This window comes from Ruegeria sp. AL3 (assembly GCF_056536065.1).
Genome location: NZ_JBQFJG010000001.1, coordinates 48,144 through 60,504, shown reverse-complemented (window position 1 = coordinate 60,504; position 12,361 = coordinate 48,144). Strand labels below are relative to the sequence as shown.

10 protein-coding genes are annotated in these 12,361 nt (G+C 59.6%); 3 read left to right on the top strand and 7 right to left on the bottom strand.

The window, feature by feature from the left end:
• The first annotated feature begins 54 nt into the window (after positions 1-54).
• A complete protein-coding gene (locus ACR3E6_RS00280; protein WP_171631039.1) occupies positions 55-309 on the top strand; it encodes a BolA family protein in 255 nt (84 codons plus the stop codon).
• A gap of 13 nt (positions 310-322) precedes the next feature.
• On the opposite strand, the gene ACR3E6_RS00275 is transcribed toward ACR3E6_RS00280, so the two are convergent.
• The 7 genes from ACR3E6_RS00275 to pepN all read right to left on the bottom strand — a co-directional run bounded on the left by ACR3E6_RS00275 (position 323) and on the right by pepN (position 9,448).
• On the bottom strand, positions 323-1,399 hold the full coding sequence (locus ACR3E6_RS00275; protein ID WP_480485239.1) for a PLP-dependent cysteine synthase family protein: 1,077 nt from the start codon (positions 1,397-1,399) through the stop codon (positions 323-325).
• A gap of 185 nt (positions 1,400-1,584) precedes the next feature.
• On the bottom strand, positions 1,585-2,004 hold the full coding sequence (locus tag ACR3E6_RS00270; protein WP_171631043.1) for a DUF4177 domain-containing protein: 420 nt from the start codon (positions 2,002-2,004) through the stop codon (positions 1,585-1,587).
• 80 nt (positions 2,005-2,084) lie between these two features.
• Entirely contained in the window at positions 2,085-3,341 is a 1,257-nt protein-coding gene (gene pepT, locus ACR3E6_RS00265; RefSeq protein WP_480485236.1) for a peptidase T, read from the bottom strand.
• A gap of 147 nt (positions 3,342-3,488) precedes the next feature.
• A complete protein-coding gene (gene gatB, locus ACR3E6_RS00260) occupies positions 3,489-5,000 on the bottom strand; it encodes an Asp-tRNA(Asn)/Glu-tRNA(Gln) amidotransferase subunit GatB (RefSeq protein ID WP_480485234.1) in 1,512 nt (503 codons plus the stop codon).
• 81 nt (positions 5,001-5,081) lie between these two features.
• Entirely contained in the window at positions 5,082-6,341 is a 1,260-nt protein-coding gene (locus ACR3E6_RS00255; protein WP_245217960.1) for a hypothetical protein, read from the bottom strand.
• A 129-nt stretch (positions 6,342-6,470) separates the two neighbouring features.
• Positions 6,471-6,899: a hypothetical protein gene (locus ACR3E6_RS00250; protein WP_171722931.1), complete on the bottom strand. Its 429-nt coding sequence runs from the start codon at positions 6,897-6,899 to the stop codon at positions 6,471-6,473.
• Positions 6,896-9,448 carry an aminopeptidase N gene (gene pepN / locus ACR3E6_RS00245; protein WP_480485232.1) on the bottom strand — a complete coding sequence of 851 codons (2,553 nt, stop codon included), beginning with the start codon at positions 9,446-9,448 and terminating at the stop codon, positions 6,896-6,898. Before pepN ends, ACR3E6_RS00250 begins: the two co-directional genes overlap by 4 nt.
• A 206-nt stretch (positions 9,449-9,654) precedes the next feature.
• Here pepN and ACR3E6_RS00240 point away from each other — a divergent pair, with 206 nt between their 5' ends.
• Together ACR3E6_RS00240 and ACR3E6_RS00235 are read left to right on the top strand one after the other, a co-directional pair.
• Positions 9,655-11,790 (top strand): malate synthase G, encoded by a 2,136-nt coding sequence (locus tag ACR3E6_RS00240; RefSeq protein WP_480485230.1) that lies wholly within the window; start codon positions 9,655-9,657, stop codon positions 11,788-11,790.
• Between the two features lie 71 nt (positions 11,791-11,861).
• Positions 11,862-12,287 (top strand): GlcG/HbpS family heme-binding protein, encoded by a 426-nt coding sequence (locus ACR3E6_RS00235; protein ID WP_152458631.1) that lies wholly within the window; start codon positions 11,862-11,864, stop codon positions 12,285-12,287.
• Positions 12,288-12,361: the final 74 nt, after the last annotated feature.

The window sequence follows — 12,361 nt, the reverse complement described above, 5'->3', positions numbered from 1 at the left end:
AGCAGCCGAAAGTAGAAGAGGGGTGCGGCAATATTTTTGCCGCTGAGCAAAAAAATGAGTGTGACCGACGAGATCCGAACCCGCCTGCAAGCCGCCTTTGATCCGCGCGAGCTGGACGTGATCGACGACAGCGAAAGCCATCGCGGCCATGCGGGATATCAGGACGGTGGTGAAAGCCACTTCAACGTCCGTATCCGCGCCAGCGCATTCGAAGGCAAATCCCGCGTCGCCCGCCACCGTGCCGTGCACAAGGCGCTGGGCGACATCGTGCCCCGCATCCACGCGCTGGCCCTTGATATCGGCGTCTGAAGACCTTTACGTGTCAACCCGCCTCCATCTGTGCGGACGGCGTCGATGCCGAGATGGCGTATTCCTCTTCCGTCATGCCCTCTTCGATTCCCTCGAACAGGGGGGTCGACAAGTATCGCTCGCCGGTGTCCGGCAACATGACCAGCATGACAGAGCCTGCCGGCGCGGATTCGGCCAGCTTCATGGCCACCGCAAAGGTCGATCCGCCCGAAATCCCGGTGAATATCCCTTCTTCGGCGGCAAGCCGGCGCGACCATGCGATTCCTTCGGGTCCGGGAATGGGGATCAACTCGTCATAGTATGAATTGTCGATGGCTTCCTGAAGAACCCAGGGGATGAAATCCGGTGTCCAGCCCTGAATCGGGTGGGGCTCGAAATCAGGGTGGCTTTCGGTCGGCTGATGGTCAGCGTTGCGCGTATTGACGTAACCTGATGATACTATTGCGGCATTTGCCGGTTCGGTCAGGATGATCCTGGTGTCGGGCCGCTCTTTCCGCAGTATACGCGAAACGCCCGAAACGGTGCCGCCGGTCCCATAGCCCGTCACCCAATAATCCAGCCGTTGCCCTTCGAAATCCGCAAGAATTTCCCGGGCAGTCGTGTTCTCGTGAATATCGGCATTGGCTGCGGTCTCGAACTGGCTGGCAAGGAACCATCCGTTTTCCTCGGCCAGTTCCTTGGCCTTGGTATACATGCCGAACCCTTTTTGCGCCTTCGGGGTCAGAACAACCTTGGCGCCCAGAAACCGCATCAGCTTTCGCCGTTCGACCGAGAAGCTCTCGGCCATCGTCACGACCAGAGGGTATCCCTTGGCCGCGCACACCATGGCCAGCCCGATCCCGGTGTTGCCGGATGTCGCTTCGACAACGGTTTGTCCGGGCTTCAGCCGCCCGTCACGTTCCGCCGCCTCGATGATGTTCAGCGCCAGCCTGTCCTTGACCGAGCCTGCCGGGTTGAAGGCCTCGAATTTCACATAGACGGTCACATGCTCGGGCGCGATCCGATTGACCCGAATGCAGGGCGTGTCACCGACCGTGTCGAGAATGCTGTCATACAGGCGTGTCCGCCCTTGTGTCTGTCGAATAGCCATTTCGATGTCCCTCCAGAATATCCGGCTAACATGCCACAGATTTCCCGAGGGTGTAGCCCTTATTGCTTTCCAATGTGGTTGGGCCGTCCCGGCTCGACTTGACGTATGTCAGAGCGAACACGGATGTCCTGCACAAGGCCACAGGGCATTTGCAATCGCTCTGGCGGTCGTACCAGCCCCCAAGCCTATGTTTTTGAAGGGTCACTTTCATCAGCGGCGTCATCAGACCGCTTCAACGACAAAGGCGGCTCGTCCGCCTCTGCTGCAATTGGTTTCGGGGCCTGTACCTCGTCGGGGCCCGGAATCGGCTGGGCCAGCGGGGTGTCATCCATCTCAGGTACTGCGCCGACCCATGAGGCATCGACTTCCTCTTCCACCACGCGGCGGAACACCAGCACATTGCGCCAGTTCGTGGTCGATCCGGTCAGACCCGAGCGTTCTTCGCTGGGCAGCAACTCGGCCCGCTGGTATTCCCAGCCATCCTGCCCCAACTGATTCAGCAGTTGCTCGACCGAGACGGCAAAGCGGCCCTCGGCCGTTTTCACGCCTTTGGCTTTGACACCTTTTTGCGGGGCGGGGATGACCTTGTATTCGTAGCGCTTCATCTACTGTTCCTAAATGCGTTTCCGCGCCAACTTAACACGCTGCCCCCCGGGTGAAAGGGCCCTTGCTCATCCGGCGGAATTCACCTCTGACCATTCGCTTCGGCCTGTGCCGCCTTGGCCACAACCAACAGGCACAGTTCCGTCGCCAACGCCATGTCCTGCACTGAAATCCATTCCAACGGGCCGTGAACGCACTGCATCCCGGTGAAAATGTTGGGGCAGGGGGTGCCGAATTCGGTCAGGCGCGATCCGTCCGTGCCGCCCCTAATCGGTACCGACAGCGGTTCAACCCCCAACTCGCGACACGCATCGCGCGCCAGTTCGACCGGAGTCATGTCGTTTTCCAGCCAATACCGCATGTTGCGGTACTGGTGGCTGATGTCGCAGGTGATGGTCGCGCGCGATTCCGTGGCCTGCACGGCGGCGCAGACCTGCCGCACGATGTTTCGTTGCGCTTCCAGCCCGTCCATCTCGAAATCACGCAGGATCAGCTTGATCTCCATCTCGGATGATCCGCCGTTCATGTCAGTGACATGGATGAAGCCTTCGCGCCCGTCCGTGGTTTCCGGCGTCATGGTGGCCTGAGGCAATGTCTGTACGATCTTTGCCGCCAGATGCGTGGCGTTCACCATCTTTTCCTTGGCCAGGCCGGGATGGATCGAAACACCCTCGATCCGGATCACGGCGCGGTCGGCCGAGAAACTTTCATACTCGATCTCACCCACTTGCTGCCCATCCAGCGTATAAGCAAAATCCACGCCCAGATCCTGGGGAAGTTGTTCCGTGACACCCCGGCCGATCTCTTCATCCGGAGTGAACGCGATACGAATCGGACCATGTGGAACATCCTGATTTTCGATCAGGTGCCGCGCCATCGTCATCAGAATCGATACACCGGCCTTGTCGTCCGCGCCCAGCAGGGTTGTGCCCGACGCAGTGATCAGGTCGTGGCCGATCTTTTCGGCCAGATAGGGGTGGTCTTCCGGAGAAAGAACCAGATCCGGGTTGTCGGGGAAGGTGATGTCGCCACCGTTGTAGCCCTTGATCACCCGCGGCTTGACGCCGGTTGCGTTGAACTGAGGGGCTGTATCGACATGGGCCAGAAAGCCCACGGTCGGCCCCGGCACCGTTCCGGGAATGGTTGCGACGACAACACTGTCGCCCGTCATCTCAACATCCTGCGCGCCGATCTGGATCAGCTCATCGCGCAACAGGTTCAGCATGTCGAACTGAATCTGAGTGCTCGGGGTCGTCGGGGATGTCTCGTCACTTTGACTGTCGATGGCGGCATAGCGCACCAGCCGGTCTTCGAGTTCCTGATCAAATCTGCTTTGCATAATACCTCACCTCTCTGTTGCGGAGGAAAGGGCCCAAACAGCAGGAAGTCAAGCCGATGGCTTGACCCCAAGTCTTAAGATTTTGTGAGAAACCGGATAGTACAAACCCGCCAAAGATTGCCGGCAGGCTTGTACAAAACGAAAGGTTTACGAGCCCAGCTTCTTGCTGACCAGTTCGTTGACGGCTTTCGGGTTCGCCTTGCCGCCGGTGGCTTTCATGACCTGACCCACGAACCAGCCCGCCAGTTTCGGGTTCACCTTGGCCTTCTCGACCTGCGCCGGGTTGGCGGCGATGATCTCGTCCAGCGCGGCCTCGATCGCGCCGGTGTCGGTCACCTGTTTCATGCCGCGATCCTCGACGATCTGCGCCGGGTCGCCGCCTTCGGTATAGACGATCTCGAACAGCTCTTTGGCGATCTTGCCCGAAATCGCGTCCGAGGCGATCAGGTCGATGATCCCGCCCAGCTGCGCGGGCGAAACCGGCGAGTCGGTGATGTCGCGGTCGTCTTTCTTCAGGCGGCCGAACAGCTCGTTGATGACCCAGTTCGCCGCCAGTTTTCCGTTACGGCCCTTGGCCACTTCCTGGAAATAGGCGGCGGATTCGACCTCGGAGGTCAGCACTGATGCGTCATAGTCGGTCAGGCCGAACTCATTGATGAAGCGCGCCTTTTTCTCGTCCGGCAGCTCGGGCAGCCTGGCGGCGATATCATCGACCCATGCTTGTTCGATCTCCAGCGGCAGCAGGTCGGGGTCGGGGAAATAGCGGTAATCATGCGCTTCTTCCTTGGACCGCATCGAACGGGTTTCACCCTTGTCCGGATCGTACAGGCGGGTTTCCTGCTCGACCTTGCCACCACCTTCGACGATGGCGATCTGACGGCGGGCTTCGACCTCGATCGCTTGCTGGATGAAGCGCATCGAGTTCATGTTCTTGATCTCGCAGCGCGTGCCCAGATGCGAAAAATCCTGTGTTTCCTGATACTTCTCATAAGCACCCGGCAAACAGATCGAGACGTTCACATCGGCCCGCAGGTTGCCGTTCTGCATGTTGCCGTCGCAGGTGCCCAGGTAACGCATGATCTGACGCAGCTTGGCGATATAGGCCGCGGCCTCTTCCGGCCCGCGGATGTCGGGGCGGCTCACGATCTCCATTAGGCAGACACCGGTGCGGTTCAGGTCGACGAAGGACATATGCGGATCCATGTCGTGAATCGACTTGCCCGCGTCTTGTTCCATGTGGATACGCTCGATCCGCACCTTGCGCGCGGTACCGTCGCCCAGTTCGACCAGCACTTCGCCTTCGCCCACGATCGGGTGATACAACTGGGAAATCTGATACCCTTGCGGCAGGTCGGGGTAGAAATAATTCTTGCGGTCAAAGGCCGATTTCAGATTGATATCCGCCTTCAGGCCCAGCCCTGTGCGCACAGCTTGCTCAACGCAGTATTCGTTGATCACCGGCAGCATCCCCGGCATCGCCGCGTCCACGAAAGCCACGTTTGAATTCGGTTCCGCCCCGAATTGGGTGGATGCACCCGAAAACAGCTTGGCATTGGATGAGACCTGAGCATGCACCTCCATCCCGATCACCAGTTCCCAATCGTGCTTGGCCCCGGCAATGGTTTTGGGTTTGGGCATTTCGTATGTCAGATCGAGCATGGCGCGCCTCATTTCCGCAGAAGTCTAAGCCTGCGTATTAGGCCCGGCAGGGCTTAGGGGCAAGGGGGAATCCTGTCGTGTTCAGTTCTGGGAAAACCGCAGGCCCGACGGTGTGAATGTCACATCCATACCGCTGCGCAGTTCTTCCCGGAACAGATCCGAGATGGCGCGCAAGGCATCGCGCTGACCGCGCGCTGCAAATCGTTCGGGCGAGTTTATGCGGACGGAATTGTTGAAACCGTTGGCCGCATGCGCCCAGATCAACGGGTGCAATTCAGTCAGGTGATCGCGGATAAGCCGGTTTGCCGTGTCACGCATCTGCGAACGGACAAGGTCGGCCTGATCGTTCAGGCCAAATCCGTTCTGGACAGTGATCGCGCAGTAGGATGACAGCATGTTGATCATCTGCTGATCAGGCCGCAGGCGCAGGATATCGCGCAGGCCTTCAAGGAAATACTCGATATCGACGCGGGCACAGGCCTCTTCGTCCAATGCGATGGCGTCGAACTGAACCCATGTGTATCCGCCCGCGCCCCAGATATCCTGTGTCCTGGCGGCTGTACGCAAGGCTTGCAGCTCCAGCTCTTCGTAGCTGCCGAACCACCGGGGCAGAAGATGGCTGCCCATCGCGCGCATGTGGCGCTGATTGCATGGATCCAGCGTGATCAGCCGTTCATATTCTTCGGCCACCCGCGCGTTGGATTTGCGCTGGCCAGCCAGCAGCGCACATCCGGTCGCTGCAATCAGGGGGCTGTCGGGGGCATCCTTCCTGCATTTGGGCAGGATTGCCGCGGCCCGGTCGAAATGCGCGGCGCAGCGTGACCGGTGCAAAGGTGGCAGCGTCGCGTCCGAGGCCGTTCCGCGCCATGCCCACGCCAGATCGATATGGGCAAGGGCAACAACGGTGGCGATCATCGGGTCATAGGGGTTGTCCGCCATCTCGCCTTCAAGTTCCGAGATGCCCCCCAACAGGTCGTAATCCGAGATGGCCGCGCCATCCGAGAGCGCATGTTCAGCGGCCAGAACAACGTCAGACCTTGCACCGAACGCCAGCAGATCGGCCACCGGCATACCATCCGCAACGGCGGCGCGATCCTGATCAGCTACGCGCATTTCCTGCGACAGCTCTGCCCAGCGGTCCTGCCGGGCGAGATAGCGGCCATGTTCGATCGTGGAATGTCCGATCAGATCATCGCGGTCGGATTTTGCGACGGGAATATTCAGCTGACCCTGCTCGGGCAAGGCAGCCGCAAGCGCGGATTTTGTCGCGCACAGATCTGCTGAAACATTTGTAGGAGTAGCTGTGGATGGGGCGAACAGTGCCCTTAGCGACCGAAACATGGCGATACTCAAAACTGTAAAAACGTATAACTGACACCGAAGTCTGGCGGGATATCGGGTTCAAATCAAGTAAATTGCCGATTAATTTCTTCTTTTCGTGTCCAATTCACCATTCAAGGGTCCAGTGTTTCAGAAAACAGTGAAATGATGCCGTTCTACGCGAAATCCGGCTTGTTTCAGAAGGGTTTCCAAATCCAGATGCGCCGGCAGCGACTCATCCGGCAGACGGATTCGTTTGCCGGAATGCAAAACGATCGACACTCGAACCGAGAAATCCCAACGGGTGTCAAAGCGGAAATGGTCGATGTCGCGCAGCGCGACCTCTGCCTGCCGGTTCCCCGTGAACCAGCTTAGCGCATCCTGATCCAATTGCATGCCTGCGCTGGTGTTCTGAACCACGTCCCAAAGTGCGGGCAGGGTGGCCAAAGACAGCAGCCCCGTGATCCACCAGGCCGCGTCAAACAGGACAACCAGCGTCAGCAACGCCGCATAAACGCCGGCCAGGATGGCCAGCGTTCGCAAATTCCGGTTGCTGCGGGCAAAGCTGTAAGGCGTCATGCGCCGAGGATGCGGGACACCATTTCGGTCGTGTCCCGCGACAGGTTCGGTGTTTCCGCGATGCGGGAAAGCTGCGCACGCATCAGGGCCTGACGATCCGGATCATACCGTTTCCAGGTCTGGAACGCCGAGCACATTCGGGCCGTGGTCTGTGGGTTTACCGGGTCCAGACGGATCAGCCAGTCGGCCAGCAGGGCGTATCCGGCGCCATCCGGCTGGTGGAACCCTGCGTGGTTCATCGCCAAGGCCCCCATGACGGCGCGGAACCTGTTCGGGTTTTTCCAGTTGAAATCGGAATGCTCGGTCAGGGTCGCGGCAATTGCGGGTGTCGCCTCGGGTGCTGCCATCGCGACTTGCAGGCCAAACCACTTGTCCATGACCAACCGGTCATGCTGCCACTGGTCGTAGAAGGCATCCAACTGCGCCTCACCCTTGCGGGCGCGTAAAAGGCAAGACAGCGCCGTCAGTTGCAATGTCATGTTGTCTGCCTTGTCGTACACCTCGGCCGCCATCGCCCCGCCGTCCAGGCGAGAGGTCAGCGCCAGCGCGGCGCTGCCAAGTGCCCGTTTGCCGGACTGCTCGGCGTTCGGGCTGTAGGGGCCGTCCACCAAAGCCTCACTGTGCAGGCGGGGCAGCAAATCCTGTACGGTCTGGGCTGTTGCCTGCCGCAACGTTTCCACTGCGGTCCAGATCGCCATAGGGTCGGGCGGGTGGCCACGGTCGTGCAGGGCCGCTGCCAATTCCGATTGTGTCGGCAATCCCAGCATCAACGCACGATAGGCCGGGTCCAGTTCGTCATTGCGCAGCACAGTCAACACGCCGTCAAGGTAATCGGTATCCGGTGCCGCATCCTTAAGGATCATCCGCATCAGGGTGTCCTGCGCCAGATCCCGTCCTGCCTGCCAACGGTTAAACGGGTCCGTGTCATGCGCCAGAAGAAATGCACGTTCTGCGTTCGACTGGTCATGCTCCAGAATAACAGGTGCCGAGAAATCGCGCAGGATCGAGGGCGTGGGTTTCGCCGCCAGGCCGGTGAATTCGAAGCTCTGTTCGGCCTGTGTCAGTTCCAGCACTTCGGTCGCGCGAACCTCATCGCCGTTGGGCCCAAGCAGGCCAACTGCAACCGGGATGACCTGCGGCAGTTTCTGATCCTGTCCCGGCGTGGGGTCGGTTCGCTGTTTCAGCGTAAGTGTATAGGTGCCGTCGGCCCAGTCTTCCTTAACCCTGACGCGCGGTGTGCCCGACTGGCTGTACCATCGTTTGAATTGTGTCAGATCGCGTCCGGTGGTGTCTTCGAAAACCTTCAGCCAGTCCTCGATCGTGCAGGCCTGACCGTCATGGCGTTCAAAATACAGATCAAGCGCCTTGGCATAGGCCGCATCCCCGACCAACCGTTTCAGCATGCCGATGACCTCGGCGCCCTTCTCATAGACAGTGGCGGTGTAGAAGTTGTTGATTTCCTGAAAGCTTTCGGGGCGCACAGGATGCGACAACGGACCGTTGTCCTCGGGGAACTGCCGGGCACGCAGGTCTATCGCGTCGTGGATGCGTTTCACCGGGGCCGAGCGCATGTCCGAGGTAAACTGCGCATCCCGGAATACTGTCAGACCTTCCTTGAGGCACAGTTGGAACCAGTCGCGGCAGGTGATGCGGTTGCCGGTCCAGTTGTGAAAATACTCATGCGCGATGATCGCCTCGATCCGTTCGAAATTGGCGTCGGTCGAAGTTTCCGGGCTGGCCAGAACGGCGGACGAGTTGAAGATGTTCAGCCCCTTGTTCTCCATCGCGCCCATGTTGAAGTCATCGACGGCCACGATGTTGAAGACGTCCAGATCGTATTCACGGCCATAGACGTCCTCGTCCCACTTCATCGACTTCTTCAACGCCTCCATTCCAAAAGCGCATTTCCCCTCGTCTCCGGGACGGACCCAGAGGTTCAGATCGACGTTGCGACCTGACTTGGTGGTGAACTGGCCGGGATGTGCGATCAGGTCTCCGGCGACCAGGGCGAACAGATAGGCGGGTTTGGGCCATGGATCGACCCATTCCGCCCATCCTTCACCCTTGCCCGATGGGTTGCCGTTCGACAGCAGAACCGGCAAGTCGCCATTGATGCGCACGGTAAAGGTGGACATCACGTCCGGCCGGTCGGGATAGAAGGTGATCTTGCGGAACCCCTCGGCCTCGCACTGGGTGCAGTACATGCCGTTTGACATGTACAGACCTTCCAGCGCTGTGTTGTTGCCGGGGTCGATTTCAACCTCGGCTTCCCACAGGAACGGCGCGTCGGGGACATCCGCGGTTAGCCCCTTGTCGGTCACGTCTGGTGTGATCTCGGCCCCGTCAATGGCGGCGCGGATCAATTTCAGTTCTTCCCCGTGCAGAAAGAATGTGCGGTCAGTGGCGTCAGGATTGGGCCGGAACGCAATGCGCGAGGTGACGCGCGTGGCGTGCGCGTCCAGATCAAAAGTCAGGTGCACGCTGTCCACCAGATAGCCAAACGGTGTGTAGTCTTTCAGGTAGATCGTGGTGGGGGCAGCGTCGCGCATCTTGGGCCTCGTATCTGTTCGGGACTGGCGCGACGTTAGGGGCTTCGTTCGGGCGCTGCAACCGGCCCTGCCATTGCCTTGAGGTTTTTGAAACAGCTTCAAGCCAAAGCGAATGCCCCAAATGACGGGATGAAAGTTGCCTATCGGAAACTTTCCGCCTAAGTCACAGTGCATACAATGGCGCACAATCGCAGGAGAGCAGGAATATGACGGACAGACAAACCCTGAGCGGACTGCAGATCGATCCGGTATTGGCTGAGTTCATCGAGACGCAGGCGCTGCCGGGCACGGGCGTCTCTTCGCAGAAGTTCTGGGACGGCATGGCGCGGATGGTGGACGAACTGGGGCCGAAAAACCGTGAGCTGCTGGCCAAACGGGTCGAGATCCAAAGCCGCATCGATGGGTGGCACATGTCCCGAAAGGAGCAGAACACCGATGCCGCTGAATATGAGGCTTTCCTGAAAGAGATCGGGTATCTGGTCGAAGAAGGCGACGCGTTCCAGATTGAAACGGCCAATGTCGACCCCGAGATCGCCCAGACCCCGGGCCCGCAACTGGTTGTTCCGATTACCAATGCACGCTTTGCCCTGAACGCGGCCAACGCGCGCTGGGGCAGCCTGTATGATGCGCTGTACGGAACCGATGCAATGGGGGATCTGCCGGCAAGCGGTGGCTATGATGCGGCGCGCGGCGCACGGGTGATCGCATGGGCCAAGGCGTTTCTGGATGATGCCGTGCCTCTGGCGTCGGGATCATGGGCGGATGTCACCGAACTGGGCATCACCGACGGTGCGTTGACCCCTGCGCTGGGCGATCCCGCTCAATTTGCCGGGTTTGGCGGTTCGGCGGACACGCCCGACTTTGTGCTGTTGAAAAACAACGGCCTGCACATCCAGATCATGATCGACTCCACAAGCAACATAGGCGCGACCGATCCCGCAGGCATTGCAGATGTCCAGTTGGAATCCGCACTGTCCACCATCATGGATTGCGAAGACTCGGTTGCCTGTGTCGATGCCGCCGACAAGGTTGTGGCCTATGGCAACTGGTTGGGCCTCATGAAAGGCGACCTGACCGAAGAGGTCACCAAGGGCGGCACAACGTTCACTCGGAAACTGGCCGAGGACCTGAGCTTTACCACTCCGTCGGGTGATCAGGCCAGGCTGAAAGGCCGGTCCCTGATGCTGGTGCGCAACGTGGGTCACCTGATGACCAACCCGGCCGTGCTTGACGCAGAAGGGCGCGAGATCGGCGAAGGCTTGATGGATGCTCTGTGCACCACCCTGATCGCCATGCACGACCTGAAGCAGGACGGGGGCAATTCTGTCGAGGGCTCTGTCTATGTGGTGAAGCCCAAGATGCACGGGCCCGAGGAAGTTGCGTTCTCGGTCGAGATATTCGACATGGTCGAAGACATTCTGGGCCTGCCGCGCAACACGGTGAAGCTGGGCATCATGGATGAGGAACGCCGCACCTCGGTCAACCTCAAAGAGTGCATTCGCGCCGCAAAATCACGCGTCGCCTTTATCAATACGGGTTTCCTGGACCGGACCGGCGACGAAATTCATACCTCGATGGAGGCCGGTCCGATGCTGCCCAAGGGCGACATCAAGAATACGCCATGGATTGCGGCCTATGAAGATCGCAATGTCGATATTGGTCTGGCCTGTGGCCTGAAGGGCAAGGCGCAGATCGGCAAGGGCATGTGGGCCATGCCGGATCGCATGGGCGATATGCTTGAGGCCAAGATCGGCCACCCCATGGCCGGAGCGACATGTGCCTGGGTGCCGTCGCCCACGGCCGCGACCCTGCACGCAACGCATTACCACAAGGTCGATGTGCTGGCCCGTCAGGACGAGCTGGCCGCAGGCGGCGCACGTGGTACGTTGAAGGATCTGTTGACCATCCCCTTGCTGGCTGGACGCAATCTGAGTGACGAGGAAATCACGCGTGAACTTGAAAACAATGCGCAGGGTATCCTCGGCTATGTCGTGCGTTGGGTCGATCAGGGCGTGGGCTGTTCTAAGGTGCCCGACATCAACGATGTCGGCCTGATGGAAGACCGCGCGACGTGTCGGATTTCGTCGCAGGCACTGGCCAACTGGCTGCATCACAGCATCGTGGATGAAGCTCAGGTCATGGCCGCACTGCAAAAGATGGCCGCCGTCGTGGATCGCCAGAATGAAGACGATCCGAATTACACACCGATGGCGCCGGGATTTGACGGTATCGCCTTTCAGGCCGCATGCGATCTGGTGTTCAAGGGCCGGGTTCAGCCCTCGGGCTATACCGAGCCGGTCCTGCATGCGCGCCGTCTGGAATTGAAAGCCAGCCAAAGATAACACCGACAAAAGCCCACAGACCAATCGTTTGCGGGCTTCGTCGAACTTCAATCTGACGAGAGGACCTTCAGATGTCAGTTTCCCTACGCAAGGCCCGCACCATCATCCGCAAAACCCTGGAAAAGGGCCGAGAGATGGAGTTGAAGCCGCTCTCAGTCGTGGTTCTGGACGCCGGTGGGCATGTCATTGCGTTCGAGCGCGAGGATGGTGCAGCACCGGGCCGGTTCGGGATTGCACAGGGCAAGGCCTATGGGTCGGTCATGCTGGGAATGGCGGGCACCGCGCAGATGCAGCGCGCTGAAACACAGGCCTATTTCATGGCCTCTGTAAATGGCGTCTATGGTGGTCAGGTCGTGCCTGTTCCGGGTGGCGTGCTGTTGCGTGATCGCAAGGGGGCCGTGATCGGCGCCGTTGGGGTTACCGGAGACACATCAGACAATGATGCGCTGGCCGCAATGGCGGGGATCGAGGCAGCCGGCCTGATCGGCGAGATTTAACAAGAGCGTTGTATTTATACGTCTTTCCCGCTGAGTGGGGAAATTTTTTCCATCGCGCAGATGTTCGTTGGAAA